The organism is Nocardia wallacei (genome assembly GCF_029868745.1).
GTDB lineage: Bacteria > Actinomycetota > Actinomycetes > Mycobacteriales > Mycobacteriaceae > Nocardia > Nocardia wallacei_B.
Window position 1 is genome coordinate 1 of record NZ_JARWOP010000139.1, and the last position, 20,085, is coordinate 20,085.

Sequence of the window (20,085 nt, forward strand, 5' to 3'; positions counted from 1 at the left end):
CGTATGCCGAGCTGGCGGGCGTGCCCCAGCGCCCGGCGATCCTGGTGGCGACCTATTTCGGGCGTCCGGGTGCGGCGCTGCCCGCGCTGGCGGACATGGGCGTAGAGGGCATCGCGCTCGACTTCGTCGCGGGCGCCACCGGTCAGCTACACGGGGCGGGGGGCCGCCGCGGCGCCGCCGCCCACACCGGCCGCGCCCATCGACGACATCATCGGAGTCGCGAAACTCGGGACGCCGGAACCGGCGTGCACGGCCGAGGTGATCGCGGTGCCCGCGACGTTGCCCGCGGTGCTCACGCCGCTGACGGCCATGGACGCCGCCGACTGCGCGGCCTGCGTGGCGGCGCTCACCACGGCCGGGTTGCTCGCGGCGGCCTGCGCCGCGGCGATGGTGGCCTGCAGTGGGTCGCTCGGGGAGGCCTGCAGCGTCGCGCCCTGGGCGGCCTGCCCGCCCTCGACGGCCGACCCGGCGCCCGGGACGATCGGGGGCGGCTGCAGGAACTCGCCCGGCGCCGTCACGATCGCCGTCGTCGCGGCCTCGTAGGTCTCCATCACCAGCGCGGCGCGGGTGTCCATCGCGAAGCGGGCGGCCTCCGCCGCGGCGAAGCTGCCGGTCGCGATCCCGGGCGGGGTGTGCGCGGCGACCACGGCGGCGTTGGTGGCCGTGATCTCCGGCGGGCTCGGCATCGCCAGCGCCGCGACCGCGTAGGCCGTCGCGTTGCCGGCCGCCTTGGCGCCCATCGTGGCGGCCATGGCGGTCTGCTGACCGGCCCAGCCGAGGAAGCCCGTCAGCTTGCCCAGCGCGGCGAGACCGCCGAGGCCCTCCATGCCGACGCCGAGCTCCGCCATGGTGCGGGCGACGGTGACGCCGGCCTCGGCCCAGACGGCGGACAGCGCGCCCCATGCCGTGCCGGCGGCGGAGATCGGAATGGCGTGCGCGCCGCCGTGCAGTGTGGCGCAATTGATTTCGGCCGGGCGGAGCTCCCAGATAGCCCCGGTAATCCCTGCAACCATGGTCGTTACTCCCCTGTGTATGGCTCGAGATCGCTGTGGTGGTAGTGGAATCCGGAGCTAGGCTTGGATCGCGCCGCCGACGGCGGCGACGCTGGCGGCCTGGACGGTGTCGTCGGCCAGGAAGGTGGCGCATTGCATGCGCAGCGTGTGTGCGGCGTGGTGCAGTTCGAGTGCCCCCTGGGCGACCGCGCCGTCGTGAGTTGCCGCGGCGTGGTTGAAGTGTCCCGCGGCGAGCAGGGAGACCTCTTCACAGCCGGAAGGAAGCACATGGGTCGCCGGGCCGCTGAGCGTGGACGCCGCGACGAGGCGTTCGGCGAGCAGATCGAGTTCTGCCGCGGCTGCGAGCATCAGTTCGGGTGAGATGAGTACGTGGCCAACCATGACTCGAACTCCTTCTAGTGGCGGCTGTGCGACAGTCGGGCCGGCATCCGCCTGCCCTTCGGTGGAACCACGAGAATTCCCCCTACGAGTTGATTGGACGCGACGGCCCGCGCTGCGGTTCCCTCTAGTCCAAAGTTTATTCGGCCTGACCCGCTTCGCGGGTCAAGACTAGCCCCATCCCAGCTCATGCAGGCGGTCTTCGTCAATGCCGAAGTAGTGGGCAATCTCATGAATGACGGTGACGGCGACCTCCTCGACCACCTCCGCCGCGCTACCGCAAACATCGAGCAGCGCCTCGCGGTAGATGGTGACGGTGTCGGGCAGCGCGCCGCCGTACTGGCTGTCGACGCGTTCGGTCAGGGCGATGCCGTGGTAAAGGCCGAGCAGCCCTGGGTCTTCCGGGTTGCGCGGTTCGATCAGCACCACGACGTTGTCGATGGCGCGGGCCAGCTCGGGCGGGATCAGATCGAGCGCCTCGCCGACCAGTTCCTCGAACCGTTCGTCGGACATCGAGACCGGCATATCAGTGCTTCCCCACGGAGATTCGCCTACCGGGGCGGAGCGGGCGCGGGGGCCGCTCCGGGCAGCGGCGTCGGCGTGGAGCGGCCGTCGGTGGGCGGCGGCACCGGGGCCTGGCCGTCGATCAGGACATCGCCGCGGGCGGTGCCGGTGATGGTCGAGAAGCCGTCCTGAGAACCCTTGCCCACCAGGCAGTTCAGCTTGTGACTGCCGACCAGCCAGCTGCGGGTGTCGAGGTTGTCCCAGAAGATGGTGAGGGTCTTGTTGATCAGCGCGTCCTGCCCGCCGAGATAGTCGCCGGCGGCGTGGGCGCACTCGTCCTGCATGTACTTGTCCTGGTCGGCGTTGTTCGGCGGTCCGCCGCTGAAGTGCGCGCCCAGGTCCACCACCGACATCACCTCGTAGGCATGCGGTTTGGCGCAGTCGACCGGTTCGTTGGTGGGCAGGCTCTGGTTGATGCCGATGCAGGTGCCGGACTCGAAGGTGCGGGACTGGTCGCTGTCGCGGATCTTGCCGACGGCCTGCTGGGTGGCGTTGCCGGTGGCGCTGACCAGTTGCAGGCCGCAGCGGATGGTGCGATCGCCGTTGCGCCAGCCCGGTTCTCCCGGATTGATCATCCCGACGACGAACCGGCCGCGCGGATCGAGCCGCCCGCCCAGATAGGCGGCCGCGGCGGGCGCGCAGTGCTCGTCGCGCAGCTCGGCGAAGCGCAGCGAGTCGGGGAAGCGGGAGCCGGGGCCGAATTCGCGGCCGGGGTACCGGCTCAGGTCGATGTCGGCGGTGACCTCGAACAGATGCTTGTCGCCGCAGTTGACCTTGTTCAGGTCCAGCGTCTTGGCGTTGGTCCAGGACAGGCAGTCGCCCGGGTGCGCGCTGCCGAACGCGCTGCCGGCCCGCCCGCCGAGTTGCGGGGAGGCCGGGTTGTGCGCCTCCAGCCCGTGCGAACTGCGGAAGCCGGAGATGAACAGCGTCACCAGCGCGGCCACCACCGCGCCCACCGCCACCGCCAGCAGGCCCCAGCGCAGTTTGTGCGCGGGCAGATGCATCCGGCCGACCGCGGCGAGCGCGGGCGAGCGTCGCTTCGGCGCCCGCCGCCGGCCGGAGTGACCGGGGGTGGCGGCCGGTTCGGCTTCGGGTTCGGGCGCGTGGGGCGCATCATCGGTGGACATCGCGCTCCATCATGACAGCGCCCGTTCGGCCTCGCCACGACCCTCCCGCGGGCGGGTCCCGTGGTGCCGCGCCCCGTGCCAGGTTCTAGGCTGGCTACCCATGATCGACCTCCGATTCCTGCGCGAAGATCCGGATGCGGTGCGCGCCTCCCAGCGGGCTCGCGGCGAGGATCCGGCGCTGGTGGATGCTCTGCTCGAGGCCGACGCCGCCCGCCGCGCCGCGGTCGCGACCGCCGACAATCTGCGCGCCGAGCACAAGGCGATGGGCAAGAAGGTCGGCAAGGCCGCCGCCGACGAGCGGCCCGCGCTGCTCGCGTACGCGCAGGAGCTGGCCGCCAAGGTGAAGGAGGCCGAAGCCGCCGAGCACGCCGCCGACGCCGAGCTGGACGCCGCCCAGCGCGCCCTGTCGAACGTCGTGCAGGACGGCGCGCCGGCCGGTGGCGAGGACGACTACGTCCTGCTCGAAACTGTCGGCACGCCAACCGAATTCGACTTCGACGTCAAGGATCATCTCGAGCTGGGTGAGGCGCTCGGTGTGATCGATATGGAGCGCGGCGCGAAGGTCTCGGGCTCGCGGTTCTACTTCCTCACCGGCTACGGCGCGCTGCTGCAGCTGGGCCTGTTGCAGCTGGCGGCGCAGCGGGCGGTGGCCAACGGCTTCACCATGATGATCCCGCCGGTGCTGGTGCGCCCGGAGATCATGGCGGGCACCGGATTCCTGGGTCAGCACGCCGCGGAGATCTATCACCTCGAGGAGGACGACCTGTACCTGGTCGGCACCTCGGAGGTGCCGCTGGCGGGCTACCACTCCGGCGAGATCCTCGATCTCGGCGCCGGTCCCAAGCGCTACGCGGGCTGGTCGTCGTGTTTCCGGCGCGAGGCCGGCAGCTACGGCAAGGACACCCGCGGCATCATCCGAGTGCACCAGTTCGACAAGGTCGAGATGTTCGTCTACTGCAAGCCGGGGGACGCCGACGCCGAGCACCGGCGGCTGCTGGGCTGGGAGCGCGACATGCTGGCCGCCATCGAGGTGCCCTACCGGGTGATCGATGTGGCCGCCGGCGATCTGGGCAGCTCGGCGGCGCGCAAATTCGACTGCGAGGCATGGGTACCGAGCCAGCGCGCCTATCGCGAGCTGACGTCGACCTCGAACTGCACCACCTTCCAAGCCCGCCGATTGTCGGTGCGCTACCGCGACGACAAGGGCAAGCCACAGATCGCGGCCACCCTGAACGGGACCCTGGCGACCACCCGCTGGATCGTCGCGCTGCTGGAAAACCATCAGCAAGCCGACGGATCGGTGCGGGTACCGGCGGCGCTGGTGCCGTTCGTCGGCCGCGAAATCCTGGAACCATTGCGTTAACCAAGAATTCGCGGGAACGGGCTTACTGCCGCACGTGCGGCGGCACGTGCGTTGCGAACACGTGAATCGGCGACTTTGCCGGTCGATTCCTGCGGATGTGACTACTGCATGGGACAACTGTGTCTAGGCTAGGCAGCGTGCGAGGAATCGGGTCTCGCGGCGATACCCGCACGCGGGTGCGGACGGCATCGGCGCTTGCGACGGCAATGGTGATGGCTCGGACCACCGGAGCGTTCTACGTGATGGGTGGGGTGCTGGGCCTGCTCATCACTGTCATCGCACCGGGTGACGAGGGGAATCGGCCACTGGTCGGCATCGCGGCGGCGATCGCGCTGCTGCTCGGCGTCAGTCTGCTCATCTGGGGTCCGCGGCTGCCGCATTCGATTCACCACGCCTATGTCGCGATGGCCACGGTGCTGGTCACCGTTGCGGTGCACTGGTTCCCGAATACGGTCGGCGGTATCAGCCTGGCCGCGTTCTATGTCTTCGTCGCCTGCGATGCCGCGATCTTCTTCGCCTGGCAGTGGGTTGCCGCGCATGTGCTGTTCGCCGTCGTGCTGTGTCTGTGGGTGGTGCCCTCGCGCGGCCTGCCGTGGTGGTCGGGAATGATCCCGGCGGGTGTGACCGTGGGCGCGGGCATCGTGGTCGGAATCCTGACCCGGATGGCGTCCGACGCCGACATCGACGTGCTCACCGGGCTGCTCAACCGCCGCGGGTTCGACCGCGCCCTCAACGCCGCCATCGCGCACGCCACCCGCAGCGGGCAGGGCCTGGCGCTGGTGCTGGTGGACCTGGACCGGTTCCAGAAGATCAACGACCATCTCGGCCACCGCGCCGGTGACGCCGTGCTGCAACGGGTCGCCGACACCTGGCAGAAGCTGCTTCAGCCGGATCAGCGGCTGGCCCGCTACGGCGGCGACGCCTTCGCGCTGCTGCTGCCCAACACCACCGAGCAGGCCGCGATCCTGCTCACCGAGCAGCTACGCGCGGCCGTGACCACCGGATGTTCGGCGGGTGTCACCTCCTGGCAGCCGGGCGAATCAGGATCGCTGCTGGTCAGCCGCGCCGATGTCGGTCTGTACCGGGCCAAGCAGGCCGGGCGCAACCGCACGGTGCTGGAGTCGTCGCGGCAGCTGCCGCTGGCGGTCGAGCTGCGCGAGGCCATCGACAAGGGTGCGCTGGACGTGCACTACCAGCCGATCGTCAGCCTGACCGAGGGCGGCGGCAAAGCCGTAGGGGTGGAAGCGCTGCTGCGCTGGTCGTCGAATGCCCAGCCGGATGTCACCACCGAGGGGCTGATCCGGGTCGCCGAGGAATACGACCTGATCTCCGACCTGGACGAGCTGGTGCTGCGGCGCGCCTGCTCCGACGCCGCCCGCCTGCAGGAGACCTTCGCCCAGCTCGACCTGACCCTGAACGTCAATGTCAGCGGGCTGGAACTGGCCGAAACCGATTACGCCGACCGGGTTTCCGGCATCCTGACCGATACCGGCTGGCCCGCCGACCAGCTCGTCCTGGAGGTCACCGAGAGCGAGCTGGCCGCCGAATCCCAGACCGCCATCGCCAATCTGCACACCCTGCGCGAGCGCGGCGTGCGGATCGCGATCGATGATTTCGGCACCGGGTACTCCTCGCTGAGCCGCCTGGCGACCATTCCGAGCGACATCCTGAAGGTCGATCAATCCTTCGTCGCCGCCATCCGCTCCGATACGCCCGCCCCGCCGCTGCTGGGAGTCATTGCGGCGCTGAGCAAGTCGCTGGATCTGCAGGTGATCGCCGAGGGTGTGGAGACGGAGTATCAGGCGGCCGTGCTCACCGAGCTGGGCTTCGCGCTCGCCCAGGGCTACCACTACAGCGATTCGCACCCGGTGTCCGAACTGATCGACGACCTGAACGAACGGCGCGGCCTGGTCGGCGCCGGCGCGGATCGCGAATTCTCCACCAACGGGTGGGTTCCGGTCGACAATCCGTACGACACCGGGACCCTCGGCCAGAACTGAGCCGGGTGCGCAGGGAATGGGGTATCGCGGCCGGGCTGTGCATCGGTGCGGGGGTGGCGGTACAGGGCCGGCTGAACGGGGCGCTCGGGGAGCAGTTGCGCGATGGGGTGGCCGCGGCGGTGATCAGCTTCGGTTCCGGGCTGCTCGCGCTGGGCGTGGTGTTAGCGGCGAGCGGCCGATTGCGGGCGGGGGTAGGGCGGGTGTGGCGGGCCGTCGCCGAGGGCGACCTGCGGTGGTGGCAGTTGCTGGGCGGGGTGTGCGGGGCGTTCTTCGTTGCGTGTCAAGGGCTTACGGTGGCGGCGATCGGGGTGGCGGCGTTCACGGTGGCGACGGTGGCCGGGCAGTTGGTGAGCAGCCTGGTGGTGGATCGGCTGGGGCTCGGCCCGAGCGGGCGGACGCCGGTGACCGCGCCGCGCGCCGCCGGGGCGATGCTGGCCTTGGCGGCGGTGTCCGTGGCGGCCGTCGGTGGCTCCGGTGCCGAGCATCCGGCGTCGGCGGCCGGTGACCTGCTGCGGAACGTGCCTCCGGTCGCGTTGATCGGGCTGCCCGCGCTGTCCGGTATCGGGCTGGCCTGGCAGCAGGCGATGAACGGGCGGATCGGCGTGGTGGGCGGTCCCTACTCGGCGACGCTGGTCAACTTCGCCACCGGTGTGGTGGCGTTGGTCGCGGTCGAATCGCTGGTGCTGGCCCGGACGGGATGGCCGGACCGATTCCCGACGACGCCGTGGCTGTATCTCGGCGGCGTCATCGGTGTCGTGTTCATCGCGCTCGCGGCCCTGGCGGTCCGCTGGATCGGAGTGCTGCTGCTCGGCCTCACCTCGGTGGCCGGGCAACTTCTCGCGGCCGTCATCCTGGATCTCGCGCTGCCCACCGGCTCCGGACTGTCCGCCGCGACCCTCGTGGGCAGCGCGCTCACCCTCCTCGCGGTCGGCGTCGCGGCGCGTCGCCCCACCACGGGAGCATGATGTCCGGAGACCGACGACAGGAGAGGAACGGTATGCGCGAACTGGGTGTCGCGGTGATCGGGTACGGGTTGGCCGGGTCGGTGTTCCACGCGCCGCTGATCGCCGCCGAGCCGCGGCTGCGGGTGGCCGCGGTGGTGACCTCGTCGGCAGATCGAGCCGAGCAGGCGCATGGCGAACATCCGGGTGTCCGGGTGGTGCCGCAGGCCGACGAGCTGTTCGCCGACCCGGACGGCATCGACCTCGTCGTGGTGGCGACGCCCAACCGCACCCACGCGCCGCTCGCGACGCAGGCGCTGGCGGCCGGTCTGCCGGTGGTCGTGGACAAGCCCTTCGCCCTCACCGCCGCCGAGGGCGAGCGGCTGATCGCCGCCGCGGAACAGGCCGGGCGGCCGCTGACCGTATTCCAGAACCGCCGCTGGGACAGCGACTTTCGCACCGTCCGCCGGTTGATCGCGGACGGCGAGCTGGGCACGGTGCGGCGCTTCGAGTCCCGCTTCGAACGGTGGCGACCGGTGTCCAAGGGCGGCTGGCGCGAGGTGGGCGGCGTGGCCGACGGCGCGGGCATCCTCTACGACCTCGGCAGTCACCTGGTCGATCAGGCGCTGACCCTGTTCGGCCCGGTCACCGACGTGTACTGCGAACTGGATTCCCGGCGGCCGGACGTGCCCACCGACGACGACGCCTTCCTGGCGCTGACCCATGCGTCGGGCGTGCGGTCACACCTGTGGATGAGTGCCGTGGCGCCGCAACTCGGCCCCCGGTTCCGCGTCCTCGGCTCGGGCAGCGGCTACGTGACCTACGGCCTCGATCCCCAGGAGGACGCACTGCGCTCGGGCCGCCGCCCGGACGACGGAAAGCCGTGGGGCACGGTCGAACCCGCGCGGTGGGGGCTGCTGGGCACCGACGGTGACACCCGCCCGACGCCCACGGAACCCGGCGACTATCCCGCCTTCTACGCCGCCGTGGCCGCCGCCCTGCTCGACGACGCCCCGGTGCCGGTCGACCCGCACGATGCGGTCGCCACCCTGCGCATACTCGAAAAAGCCCGCGCGTTCGCCGGACGGCGGCCCTAGCCTCGCACACGTGACAGGGCGGCGCGAAGGATGTTGCGCTGTCCCGGTTTCGCGCTCAGACCAGTTTGCGTGAGCGCAGCTCGTGGCCCTTGGAGGTCTTGCAGCGGCCGGTCTCCAGATCCCACTGCCAGCCGTGCAGATTGCAGGTCAGCGTATTGCCTTCCACCACACCGAACTTCGACAGGTCGGCCTTCAGGTGCGGGCAGCGGCGCTGTACCTCCCAGCCGGCGATCTCGCACGACGCCGAATCGTCGTGCGCCTCGGCGAACCAGCCGTCGGCGTAGGCGATGCGCTCGTCGGTGAGGCATTTGAAGAAGGTGTACAGGTACTCGTTGTACCCGCCGATGCGCCACGCCTGGAACCGCGTGGAGAGGAAGATGGTGTTCACCCAGTCCGGCTCGCCGTCGCGCAGCACGGTGCGCACCAGCTGCGGTTCGATGCGGAACCCGTAGCGGTACTTGCCTTCTCCGTCGATCGGCCCGCGCACCACCCGCTTGGGGAAGTCCAGCACCACGGTCTCGTCGCCGAGCACCAGGCCGACTGGGTAGCCGATGCCGTCGCAGATCAGGTCGCTCTGCGCCATGATCGGCTCGAACAGCTCCTTCAGCCGCGGCAGCAGCGGGCCGTCATCCGTTGCCCAGGTGGCCTTCTCGGCCGCCAGCACCGGGGCCAGCCGCTGCGCCATCCGCTCGATGTACCCGGCCTTGTCGTCGTAGATCTCGCCCGGATCGACCGGGTGGGTGAGGTTCAGTTCGGCGCCGCGCACGTCGGCGACCGAGCCCGGGATCATCAGCACCCCACCGGCATTGCCGTGGATGCGCATCTGCTCCAGGAACACCATCTGGTCGGGGAAGATGTTGCCCTCGTCGCCGCGGTCGTCGTTGAGGTAGCGCAGTTCCGGGTCGAGGAACACCGGCGGCCCCGCGGACGGCACCACCCAGGTCGCTCCGACCTGCTCGATGTAGCTGCGCGCCCGGTCCATCCCGCGCTGGCGCTTCTGCTTGCCGAAGTTCGACTTGGTGCGATTCGGGATGTCGTAGACCATCGGATACCAGATGGCGCCCGAGTACTGCAGCAGGTGGATGTCGATGTGCCCGAACTGCTCGTGCAGCACGTCCATGTCCACCGGCCGGGCGTCGTTCATGTTGAAGCACACCGTCTCACCGTCGGCGACCACCAGACCGGAGTCGCCGATCGGCCCGTCGGCGGGCGCGCGCAGCGCGATGATCATCACATCGAGGTCGCCGCCCGGACCGTGCACCGTGTGCTTGACCGAGTCCTCGGTCTCGAAGAACTTGTGGAAGCCCAGCTTCTCCAGTTCCCGCCGCAGATCCGGCACCGGGTAGTCCGGCAGCAGGACGGTCGCGTCCTTGTTGACGTGGTCGATCAGATTCCGCGCGTCGAAGTGGTCGCGGTGCAGGTGCGAGACGTACAGGAAATCGCAGTCGCCCAGCTCGTCCCAGTCCAGCCCGGTGTTGTCGGGAAACGGGAACCACGAACCGAAATACGCCGGGTTGACCCACGGATCGCAGAGGATCGTCCCGGCCGCGGTGCGGATGTGAAATCCGGCGTGTCCGACGCTGGTGATCTGCACGAAGAAAGTCCCTCCTGAACCGTTACCAGCCAACCAGGGTAGCCGCTAGGAGGAGACGTCGCCGACGCAGTAACCCTGGTCCGTCGCCTTCACGGTGAATGTCCGTTCCTGCTGGGCGCCCGTGCTGTCGGTGACCGGCGCCGACACGGTCAGATAGCCGGTGCGCAGCTGCTCGGAGGTGATCGAGTCGTCGACGAAGGACTTCACTCCGGTGAGTTTGTTCGGGTTGGTGGCCAGCGGCGGCGTCGCGGCCCGGCCGGTGCCGGTGGGATCCCAGTTCGCCGCGCAGACCAGCGGGTGGGTCGCCTCCCGGTCGGCCGGGTCGAGCGGAGTGCCCGCGGCGCGGGCCAGATAGCGCCGGACGGTGTGGCGGGCATCGGCATCGGTGAAGCCGATCTCGGTGCCGGACGGGAACACCCGCGGGCAGGCGTAGCCGGTGTCGATATCGGAGCGTTGCGCGACGACGGTGACGGCGGACCGGCTCGCGGTGGTGGCGGGACTCTTCCAGACGAGGGCGGTGCCGTCGTCGACGCCCGGTTCGGCGAGTGCCGCCAGGATCGCCTGCTTGTCGGCGTACATCGTTTCCACATTGCGCGGGGCCATGGTCCAGCACTTGTCCACCAGTCGGGCCTGCGGCAGCTCCTGCAGATCGATCGCCCAATGGGTGAGGGCGTCCGCGGCGGCGGAGTCGGCGGTCTCCAGCGAGACGGTGACCGCGGTCTCGCTCGCGGCGGGCGACACCGGCTGCGCGGCGGCCGGTGCCGCGGCCGCGGTCTCGCCGTCGTCGTAGTCGGTGCCCTCGATCCCGACGCGCGAATCACATCCGGTCGCCGCCGCGACGGCCAGCGCGGCGAGGCCCGCGAGTAGCGCTCCCCGGCCTGCCCGGCGGCGTCGTTCCCGCGATGCTGGTCGGGGGCATTTCACTGCGGTGAACCTCTTTCCTGTGCGTGCGCCGGGAGCGTCGTCTGTGACAGGGACTACGCTAGCGGAATTGTGGAACCCGTCTACCGGACGATCATCGGCCTGGCCCGGACCGTCTTCTTCGCACAGGGACTGAAGTTCGAGGTCAGCGGGGATGAACACATCCCCGCGACCGGTGGCGCGGTCATCGCGATCAACCACACCGGGTACATGGACTTCACCTACGCCGGGCTGCCCGCGCGGACGCCGAAGCGCTACATCCGTTTCATGGCGAAGAAGGAGGTCTTCGACGACAAGATCTCCGGTCCGATCATGCGCGCGCTCGAGCATATTCCGGTGGACCGGGCGGCGGGGGCGGATTCCTATCAAGCCGCGGTGGAGTATCTGCGGCGGGGCGAACTGGTGGGCGTGTACCCCGAGGCGACCATCAGCCGCAGTTTCGAGATCAAGGAGTTCAAGTCGGGCGCGGCCCGGATGGCGATCGAGGCGGACGTGCCGATCGTCCCGATGGTGATCTGGGGCGCGCAGCGGGTCTGGACCAAGGGACATCCGAAGCGGCTGGGGCGGACCAACACTCCGATCTCGATCGCCGTCGGCGAGCCCATCCGGCCGCCCGCCGTGACCGACGGCGATATCGCCGCGGCCGCCGCGGAGCTGACCGGCACGCTGCGCACCACCATGCAGCAGCTGCTGGCGCGATTACAACAGAACTATGTGCACGAACCGGGGGCATACTGGGTCCCGGCCCGGCTCGGCGGCAGTGCCCCGACGCTGGCCGAGGCCGACGCGATGGATGCCGCGGAGGCCGCGGAGAAGGCCGCGCGCCGGGCGGCCGCGGACGACGCCGTGGAGTAGGACCGGCGGCAGTAGGTACAGGGAGTTTCGACAATATGGCGCGGGAACCGGTCTTCGATGTGCTCACCGGCTTGGTCCGGACGCTGTTCCGGGCGCAGGGGCTGCGCATCGATATCGCTGGGCAGCAGCACCTTCCGCGGTCGGGCGGCGCCGTGCTCGCCGTGAACCACACGGCCTATCTGGATTTCATGGAGGTCGGCCTGGTCGGCCGCGAATCGGGCCGCAATGTCCGGTACATGATGAAGGCCGAACTGGAACGCGGCATCGTGGGCTGGCTGATGAAGCACTGCAAGGCGATCGGCGTGGACCGCAGCGCCGGCGCGGAATCCTTCGCGCGGGCCGTGGCGGCGCTGCGCGACGGCGAGATCGTGGTGGTCTACCCGGAGGCCACCATCAGCCGCAGCTTCGAACTGAAGGAGTTCAAGTCGGGCGCGGCCCGCATGGCGATCGAGGCGGAGGTGCCGATCGTCCCGATGGTGATCTGGGGCGCGCAGCGGGTGTGGACCAAGGACATGCCCAGACGGCTCGGCCGCCACCGCTTCCCGATCAATATCCGCCTCGGCGAACCGATCCCCGCGCACGAGCCCGTCGACGATCTCACCGCCGAGTTGCGTTCGCGCATGCGAGAACTGCTAGACCGGGCCCAGCAGTCCTACGACATGCCCGCGGGCGCGCGCTGGGTGCCCGCCCGCCTCGGCGGCAGCGCCCCGACCCCCGAGCAGGCCGCCGTGCTGGACCAGCGGGAACTGGAACGCCGGCGGGCGAAGAAGGCGGCGCGCGAAGCCTGACAGCGCCGCTGGGTCACGCCCGGTTACGCACCGAGAACCAGTGCGGCCCCGGCGATTCCGATGCCGGTCGCGATCCAGAACGCGGTCGGGAAGCCGCCGGTCGCCGAGCCCGCGACGAGCGCCGCGCCCAACTGGCTACCCAGCGCACCGCCGACCGTCCGGGACACCGTGTTGATCCCGTTGGCCGTGGCCGTCCGGCCCGGATCGACGACGCGATGCAACTGCGAGGGCAGCGCCGTCATCACCAGGCCCGTGCCGAGGCCGATCGGTAGCGCGCACACCGCCGCCTGCCACATCGTTCCGTGCGCGACGGCGAGCAGCGCGGCGCCCGCGGCGACCAGCAGTAGCCCCGCGGCCAGCGGCAGGCGCGGTCCGCGGCGTGCGATCACCTTTCCCGCCACCGCCCCGGCGGGCAGCACCACCAGCGTCGACGGCAGCATCACCAGCCCGGCCGCCGTGACCGACCCGCCGAAACCGCCCGCCGCCGAGGGTGTTTCGACCAGCTTGGGCACCAGCACGTAGTACATGAACTGCATCGCGCCCAGTGTGAGCGCCGCGAGATGGGCCACGCCGATCGGCCGATGCAGCACCAGGTCCATATCGATGAGCGGCTGCCGCGAACGCCGCTCGACCCACCCGAACACGAGCAGGAGCAGCACGCCACCGGCGGCGAGCGCCAGCGTCGGCACGGACAGCCATCCGCCGGTCGGCCCGACGGTCAGCGCCAGCAGGACGCCGCACAGTCCGCCCGCCAGCAGCGTGGTGCCCGCCGGGTCGAGCCGCCCGGCGCCGGTGCCCGGACCGTCCGGCACATACCGCTGGGTCAGCACGAGCGCGGCCGTGATCAGCCCGGCGCCGACAACGAAAAGCCAACGCCACGAGGCATGGTCGACGATCAGCCCGCCGCACACCAGCGCGATGCCCGCCGCCCCGCCCACCAGGCCGGACAGCAGACCCAGCCCGGCGTGCACGCGCTCGGGCGGCAGGATGTCCGGCACCGAGCCGAACGCCAGCGGCAGCACCGCGAGGCTGATGCCCTGTCCCGCGCGCGCCGCGATCAGGACGCCGATGTGCGGGGCGAGCATCGCCACGACGGTCGCGGCGAGATAGAGCGTCAGCACGACGAGCAGCGTCCGCCGCCGCCCGTACCGGTCGCCGAGCCTGCTCACCAGCGGCGTGAGAATGGCACTGGCGAGCAACGGCGCACTCATCACGGCCCAGGTCGCGGCGGTGGTGCTGGTGTGCAGCGCCGCTTGGAGCACGCCGATCGCCGGTACCAGCATGGTCTGCATCAGGCCGTAGGACAGCACGCCGAGCGCCAGCGCGAGCATGGCGGCGCGGTGCGTCGGCGGGGACGTGGTGGTCAGGGTTCGGATGGTCACACAAGCCTCCTGAGATAACGCGAACGTTGTTCGCGTAAGGCTTACCTAACTACACGCGAACGTTGTTCGCAAGAGGTGCGGCCGCGCCCCGCCGCCGGGTCCATGTCGCCTCCGCCTAGGCTCGGCGGCACGGCTGAAGGGAGTGAGGTGCGCGCACAACCGCTGACCCGGGACGCCATCGTCGCCGCCGCGCGCCGCGTCGCCGACGCGGAGGGCCTGGCCGCGCTGACGCTGCGGCGGCTGGCGCAGGAACTGAACACCGGCCAGGCCTCGCTGTATCGGCACATCACCGACCGGCGCGAACTGCTGGCGCTGTTGAACGAGGATCTGGCGCAGGCGTTTCCGGTCGTGCGGACCGGCCGGCCTCGGGAGCGGATCCTGCGGCTGTGGCTGGGATCGCATCGGGTGCTGCTCGACCATCCCTGGGCGGGCCGGGTGATCATCGAGGCCACGTCGGTAACGGCCACCGCCCTGCCGTTCGCCGATGCCACGCTGGACGCCCTGCTGGCGGCGGGCCTGACCCCGGACGTCGCGGCGCGCACCTACCGCGCCGTCTGGCACCTACTGCTCGGATACGTGGTCAACGACCATCCGCTGGGGCATCCGGGCTTCGACATCGATGCCGGGCGGTATCCGGCTCTCGTTACCGCGCGACCCCATCTGGCCGCCGCCGACGCGCCCGCCGAGTTCGAGTGGGCGCTGCGGCGGTTGCTCGACGCCGTGCTGGGCCCCGACGCCGAAACCGATTGAACGCCAGCGGATTCGTGGTTTCGAAACGGGAATTGCAAACGCACTATTGCATTTTGGGCCCCCGGCGGACGCACTCATCCGTACCTCGGGAGACATTCTGTCTCAGTCACGGAATTCGAGGGCGCGAATATGTCCATGTGATTGAAGATTCAGCCGCCGAGAATGTTTCCGGAGCGAAAGAGTGGTCGCTTCGCCGAATTGCGAACTTCTTTTGGTGCGTGCCCGGAAAGTCGGTAGCGTCGAGCGCATGACGCGCTATGTGATGCCGGCGGAAACCGCTCCGCACGCCCGAACCTGGCTAGCATGGCCGGCCAAGGAATCGGTGTGGGAAGAGTTGCTACCGCTGGTGCGCGCCGACATCGTGCGACTGGCCCGCGCGATCGCCGCACACGAGCCGGTGACCCTGCTGGCCCGGCGCGAGCAGGTCGACGAGGCGCGCCGGGCGTGCGGTAGGACCGTGGAGGTGGTGCCCGCGCCACTGGACGATCTGTGGATTCGAGACACCGGGCCGATATTCGTCACCGGTCCGGACGGACCGGCCGGAATCGATTTCAACTTCAACGGCTGGGGACAGAAGTCCGAATACCACATGGACGCGAAGGTCGCGCGAAAACTGCTCGAGCACGCGGGTATTCCGCGAGTGGTCGCGCCGATCGTCGCCGAGGGCGGCGCACTGGAGGTGGACGGCGAAGGGACCCTGCTCACCACCGAGAGCGCGCTGGTCAACCCGAACCGCAATCCGGGATTCGCGCACGAGGAGATCGAAAAGGCGCTGCACGAAATGCTCGGCGTCACCAAAGTCGTATGGCTGCAGGGTGTCGCGGGCGAGGATGTCACGGATTGTCACGTCGACGCCGTCGCCCGTTTCGCCGAGCCGGGCGTGGTGCTGGTGGATTGGCCGGTGCACCCGGATCCGGGCGACGTCTTCGCCCGCGCCGCGGTGCGGGCACGCGAGATCCTGCGCGAGGCCACCGACGCCGCGGGCCGCCGCTTCGAGATCATCGAACTGCCGCAACCGGATGCGACCGCGCTGACCGGCGACCGCGGCCCCGACTTCCTGTACTCCTACGTCAATTTCTACGTCGGCAACGAGGCCGTCTACATGCCCGCCTACGGTGACCGCCGCGGCGACGACCGTGCCGCCGGGATCCTGGCCGACGCGTTCCCCGGCCGGGAGGTGGTGCCGGTGGAGTACAACGCGGTCGTCGAGGGTGGCGGCGGGATCCACTGCTCCACGCAGCAGCAACCCGCGGTGTGATCGAAAAGTGCAGGGTCAGCTCGGATCCGAGCCCCGGATCGCCGCGAGCCACGTCGCGACGGCCGCGGCCACCGTGGTCGCGCCGATGAACGCGACGAAACCGCCGCCCGCCACATAGACCCACAGCAGTCCGGCGAAGGGCGCGGCGATGGCCGACTGGGCATCGAGCAGCAGCCGCCGACCGAACCGGGCCGACTGTTCGGCGTGCGCCGGGCCGTCCGGATCCGGTCGCGTGGGATTGTCCGCCAAGCGGCCCGGCGGCTCCGAATCCCGCGCCGGGCCGGACGGATACAGGCGCAGACTCCCGATACGCAAGGCCCCGCTGCCGCATCGGGCCGGCGCAGCCTGGAGCGTGACCAGCGCCGGATCGAAATACACCGGCAGCCACCGGGTCCGGCCGTCCGCCGCCAACTCCAGCCAGGAACGGCTGACCAGCCGGTGCTGCTGGCGGACCCGCCTGCAGTCCGCGATACCGGGGGCGAGGCCGCGCACCGGCAGGACCGCGAACGCGACGGCGAGCCGCACCGCCGTGTACCCCAGCACGACGAATCCCACCGCCGCCAGCATGCTCAGCTCCTCGGAATCGGCGAACGGCGCCCAGGCGAGGCAGGTCACCAGGGCGCCGATCGTCGTCAGAACCGGATAGGCCAGGGGATGGCCCGAGCCGGAAATCACTTCAGGAAGCCGACTTTCGTCCAGTCGTAGGTCGCCAGGCCGCGGGCGCCGTAGTTGGCGAGGTTGGCGCGCACCGCCACGATGCCCGGCGTCTGCAGCAGCGGGAGCGAGTGCCCCTCCTCGAAGATCTTGCGGTCCACCTGATTGGCCAGCTCGATGGCCTTGGCCGGATCCAGTTCGGAGACCGTCTTCTCGATGAGATCGTTCAGCTCGGGAGAGCCGATGCGCCCGTAGTTGCCCTGCAGGTCGTTCGGGTTGTAGCCCCAGATCTGGAACAGGTTGGTCAAGGGGAACGGGTCGCCGACCCACGACCACTGCGCGACATCGAAATCACCGGGCTGGATGAAGTCGGTGAAATATCCGGTGCCCGGCTTGGTGTCGATAGTGAGTTTCACGCCGATGCGGGCGAGGTTCTGCTGCATGATCTGCGCCATCTGTACCCAGACATCCTGGTTGTACATGACGTCGCGGATCTCCAGTTTCCGGCCGTCCTTCTCCCGCACGTCGCCGTTGAGTTTCCAGCCCGCCTCGTCGAGTTCGCGGGCGGCGGCGTCGGGGTCGTAGCCGAGGCTGTTGTCCTGATAACCCTTCTGGCCCTCGAGATAGATGTGGTTGTTCAGCGGTTTGGGATCGGCGACCAGGCCGTTGTCGATGGCCGTGGCGATACCCTGCCTATCGATGGCCTTCGAAACAGCCACGCGCACCTTGGGATCGGAAAGGATGGACCCGGGCGCGCCGTTGAAGGTCAGGTGCGACCATTGATTGGCCGGCGCGCGGCGAATGGTGACGTCGGGAATGCCCTGCACGGTCTTCAGCTCGTCGCGGCTCCCTATTCCGGCCGCGTCCAGTTCGTTGTTCTGCAGGGCAGGCAGGTCGGCGGCGCTGTCCAGCAAGCTCCAGGTGATCGTGTCGAGTTTCGGTTTTTCCCCCCACCACAAAGGGTTGCGGCCGAGCACGATACGTCCCTGCCCGCGGTCCGTGGACTGGACGAGGAAAGGCCCGGCAGTGAGCGTGATGTTGTCGACGAGACTCTTGTTGAACGACTCGGGTGTGGCGGTCACCGACTTCGGAAACAGGAAGCTGTTACCGGCGAACTGCCCGCGCCAGTCGGCGAAGGGTTTGTTGAACGTGAGGACGGCCTGCCGGTCGTCGACGCCGCGCTCCACCTTCTCCACCCGGTCGAAGCCCTGGTTGGCCACGATCAGGAACGCCTTGTCGCGCCCGCTCAGTGCGTTGGCCTGCGAGGCGATGTCTTCCCAGGTGATCGGGGTGCCGTCGCTCCACACCGCCTTCGGGTTGATGGTGTAGGTAACCTGCTGCGGCTCGGCGTTGGTGAGTTCGACGCTGGTGAAGTAGTCGGTGTCGAGACTGGCCTCGCCCGCGGCGTCGATGCGGAAGGCCTGCGGCATCGTCGGGCGTTCGATACTCGTGACGTCGTTGTCGCTGTCGATCTGCAGGTTGTTCCAGTTCTTCGGGTAGCCCGAGAACGGCAGCCGCAGATTCCCCCCGTCCCGCAACTCGCTCACATCGTGCGGGTTGATGTCGTTGGTGAGGCCGATCGCGGACGTGCCACCCCCTGAATCATCCGAGCCCGCACACCCGGACAAGACCAATCCGATCGCGACCGCGGGGACCGCTATCCGGACAACTGTCGAACGAATCCGCATGGACCGCTCCTTCCGTCGGGGCCGGTGCATCACTTCGTGAAGCCGATCTTGGTGTAGTCGTAGGAGGCCATTCCGGGCGCCCCGAAATTGGCGATATCGGCGCGCACGCCGTAATTCCCCGGATCCTGGGTCAGCGGCAGCGAGAAGCCCTCCTCGAAGACCGCCCGATCCACCTCGTTCGCCAGTTCGATCGCTCGCTGCGGATCGAGTTCCGACAGGGTCTTGTCGATCAGCTCGTTCAGTTCCGGGGAACCGATGCGGCCGAAGTTTCCCTGCACGTCGTCGGGGTGGTAGGCGTAGATCTGCGACACCCCGCTGAGCGGGAAAGCGTCACCCTGCCATTGGAATTGGGCCAGATCGAAGTCGCCCGGGATGAAGACGTCGGAGAAGATGTTCTGGCCGGGGCGCGCGTCGATGGTCAGCTTCACGCCGATGCGGGCGAGATTCTGCTGGATGATCTGCGCGACCTTCACCCAGACGTCGTTGTTGTACATGACATCCCGGATCTCGAGGCGGCGGCCGTCCTTGACGCGCACGTCACCCTCCAACCGCCAGCCCAGCGCGTCGAGTTCGCGCGCGGCCGCGTCCGGATCGAAGGGCGGGTTGTTGTCCCGGTAACCCTGCTGGCCGCGCACGTAGATGTGATTGCCGAGCGGCTTCGGGTCGTTCTCCAGCCCGTTGGAGACGGCGTTCACGATGGTCTGCCGGTCGATGGCCTTCGAGATCGCCACGCGCAGTTTCGGATCCGACAGGATGGCGCCCGGCGAGCCGTTGAAGGTGAGATGCCGCCACAGGGTTCCGGGCGCGTGCCGGATGGTCAGCCCGGCGGCGGTGCGCACGGTCGCCAGGTCGGAGATCGAGAACAGCTGGGCCGCATCGAGTTCGTTGTTCTGCAGGGCGGCCGGCCACGCCGCCTGGTCGAGCACGCTGACCGTGATGGTGTCCAGCTTCGGTGTCTCGCCCCACCATTTCGGATTGCGCTCCAGCACGATCCGGCCCTGGGTGCGGTCGGTCGACCGCACCCTGAACGGACCGGCCGTCTCGGTGATGTGGTCGACCAGGCCGTGGTTGAACGACTCCGGATTCCCGGTCACCGACTTCGGGAAGAGCATCGAGTTACCGGCGAACTGCCCCTGCCATTCCGCGTAGTGCTGCTTGAAGGTGATGATCGCCTGCCGGTCGTCGACGCCGCGCTCGACCTTCTCCACCCGGTCGAACCCGCTGGTCACCGCGATCAGGTACCGCTTGTCGCGGCCGCTGAGCGCGTTGGCCTGCGCGGCGATGTCCTCCCAGGTGATCGGGGTGCCGTCGCTCCACACCGCTTTCGGGTTGATGGTGTAGGTGACCTGCTGCGGCTCGGTGCCGGTCAATCGCACGTCGGTGAAGTAGTCCGGATCCACCGACAGCCGACCGCCCGCGTCGGTGATGAACGCGCGCGGCATCATCGGCCACACGATGCGGGCGATCTCCAGATTGTTGCCGTCGTTGGACAGGGTGTTCCAGTTGGGCGGGAACTCCGTGGTCGCCAGCCGCAGGTTGCCGCCGTCGCGGAGCGCTTCGCGCGGTTGCGGATTGATGTCGTTGCTCGTGCCCAGCGCGACGTCGCCGCCGGGAACCGTCTGGTTCCCGGCCGAGCAGCCCGTCAGGCCGGCCGTCGCGACGACCGTCAGGGCGACGGCACACGCCGTCAGCGACCTGATCCTCATAGCGTC

Annotated in this window: 18 protein-coding genes; 8 read left to right on the forward strand and 10 right to left on the reverse strand. The window is 69.4% G+C overall.

Annotated features, from left to right (window positions below; translation table 11 throughout):
- Window positions 1-146: 146 nt before the first annotated feature.
- The 4 genes from QH470_RS11520 to QH470_RS11535 form a co-directional block, all read right to left on the reverse strand.
- On the reverse strand, window positions 147-1,013 hold the full coding sequence (locus tag QH470_RS11520; RefSeq protein WP_280272305.1) for a PPE domain-containing protein: 867 nt from the start codon (window positions 1,011-1,013) through the stop codon (window positions 147-149).
- Between the two features lie 57 nt (window positions 1,014-1,070).
- A complete protein-coding gene (locus QH470_RS11525; protein WP_280272306.1) occupies window positions 1,071-1,394 on the reverse strand; it encodes a PE domain-containing protein in 324 nt (107 codons plus the stop codon).
- A gap of 168 nt (window positions 1,395-1,562) precedes the next feature.
- Window positions 1,563-1,916, reverse strand: a complete 354-nt coding sequence (locus tag QH470_RS11530; protein ID WP_280272307.1) for a metallopeptidase family protein — start codon at window positions 1,914-1,916, stop codon at window positions 1,563-1,565.
- A gap of 26 nt (window positions 1,917-1,942) precedes the next feature.
- A complete protein-coding gene (locus QH470_RS11535; RefSeq protein ID WP_280272308.1) occupies window positions 1,943-3,082 on the reverse strand; it encodes a septum formation family protein in 1,140 nt (379 codons plus the stop codon).
- Between the two features lie 100 nt (window positions 3,083-3,182).
- Between QH470_RS11535 and serS the strand changes: the two genes are divergently transcribed.
- From serS to QH470_RS11555, 4 genes are all read left to right on the forward strand, one after another.
- Window positions 3,183-4,445, forward strand: coding sequence for a serine--tRNA ligase (gene serS, locus QH470_RS11540; protein WP_280272309.1), 1,263 nt, complete (start codon window positions 3,183-3,185; stop codon window positions 4,443-4,445).
- Between the two features lie 212 nt (window positions 4,446-4,657).
- A complete protein-coding gene (locus QH470_RS11545; protein ID WP_280272310.1) occupies window positions 4,658-6,445 on the forward strand; it encodes a putative bifunctional diguanylate cyclase/phosphodiesterase in 1,788 nt (595 codons plus the stop codon).
- A 5-nt stretch (window positions 6,446-6,450) separates the two neighbouring features.
- A complete protein-coding gene (locus tag QH470_RS11550) occupies window positions 6,451-7,410 on the forward strand; it encodes a DMT family transporter (RefSeq protein ID WP_280272311.1) in 960 nt (319 codons plus the stop codon).
- Between the two features lie 32 nt (window positions 7,411-7,442).
- Window positions 7,443-8,483, forward strand: a complete 1,041-nt coding sequence (locus QH470_RS11555; protein WP_280272312.1) for a Gfo/Idh/MocA family protein — start codon at window positions 7,443-7,445, stop codon at window positions 8,481-8,483.
- A gap of 55 nt (window positions 8,484-8,538) precedes the next feature.
- Here the strand turns inward: QH470_RS11555 and QH470_RS11560 are convergent, their stop codons facing one another.
- Complete coding sequence (locus QH470_RS11560; RefSeq protein WP_280272313.1) at window positions 8,539-10,077, reverse strand: Rieske 2Fe-2S domain-containing protein; 1,539 nt, start codon at window positions 10,075-10,077, stop codon at window positions 8,539-8,541.
- A 45-nt stretch (window positions 10,078-10,122) separates the two neighbouring features.
- A complete protein-coding gene (locus tag QH470_RS11565) occupies window positions 10,123-11,001 on the reverse strand; it encodes a hypothetical protein (RefSeq protein WP_280272314.1) in 879 nt (292 codons plus the stop codon).
- 69 nt (window positions 11,002-11,070) lie between these two features.
- On the opposite strand from QH470_RS11565, the gene QH470_RS11570 reads away from it, so the two are divergent.
- Window positions 11,071-11,853: a lysophospholipid acyltransferase family protein gene (locus QH470_RS11570; protein ID WP_280272315.1), complete on the forward strand. Its 783-nt coding sequence runs from the start codon at window positions 11,071-11,073 to the stop codon at window positions 11,851-11,853.
- Between the two features lie 35 nt (window positions 11,854-11,888).
- Complete coding sequence (locus QH470_RS11575; RefSeq protein ID WP_280272316.1) at window positions 11,889-12,641, forward strand: lysophospholipid acyltransferase family protein; 753 nt, start codon at window positions 11,889-11,891, stop codon at window positions 12,639-12,641.
- A gap of 23 nt (window positions 12,642-12,664) precedes the next feature.
- Here the strand turns inward: QH470_RS11575 and QH470_RS11580 are convergent, their stop codons facing one another.
- Entirely contained in the window at window positions 12,665-14,023 is a 1,359-nt protein-coding gene (locus tag QH470_RS11580) for an MFS transporter (protein WP_280272317.1), read from the reverse strand.
- Window positions 14,024-14,170: 147 nt separating this feature from the next.
- Here QH470_RS11580 and QH470_RS11585 point away from each other — a divergent pair, with 147 nt between their 5' ends.
- Together QH470_RS11585 and QH470_RS11590 are read left to right on the forward strand one after the other, a co-directional pair.
- A complete protein-coding gene (locus QH470_RS11585; protein ID WP_280272318.1) occupies window positions 14,171-14,773 on the forward strand; it encodes a TetR/AcrR family transcriptional regulator in 603 nt (200 codons plus the stop codon).
- A 247-nt stretch (window positions 14,774-15,020) separates the two neighbouring features.
- Window positions 15,021-16,031 carry an agmatine deiminase family protein gene (locus QH470_RS11590; RefSeq protein WP_280272319.1) on the forward strand — a complete coding sequence of 337 codons (1,011 nt, stop codon included), beginning with the start codon at window positions 15,021-15,023 and terminating at the stop codon, window positions 16,029-16,031.
- 15 nt (window positions 16,032-16,046) lie between these two features.
- On the opposite strand, the gene QH470_RS11595 is transcribed toward QH470_RS11590, so the two are convergent.
- Genes QH470_RS11595 through QH470_RS11605 form a run of 3 tightly spaced genes read right to left on the reverse strand, consistent with a single transcriptional unit; the run spans window position 16,047 to window position 20,079 of the window.
- Window positions 16,047-16,646, reverse strand: a complete 600-nt coding sequence (locus tag QH470_RS11595) for a hypothetical protein (RefSeq protein WP_425302654.1) — start codon at window positions 16,644-16,646, stop codon at window positions 16,047-16,049.
- A gap of 56 nt (window positions 16,647-16,702) precedes the next feature.
- Window positions 16,703-18,373, reverse strand: coding sequence for an ABC transporter family substrate-binding protein (locus QH470_RS11600; protein WP_280272321.1), 1,671 nt, complete (start codon window positions 18,371-18,373; stop codon window positions 16,703-16,705).
- Between the two features lie 29 nt (window positions 18,374-18,402).
- On the reverse strand, window positions 18,403-20,079 hold the full coding sequence (locus QH470_RS11605; protein WP_280272322.1) for an ABC transporter family substrate-binding protein: 1,677 nt from the start codon (window positions 20,077-20,079) through the stop codon (window positions 18,403-18,405).
- Between the last annotated feature and the right edge of the window lie 6 nt (window positions 20,080-20,085).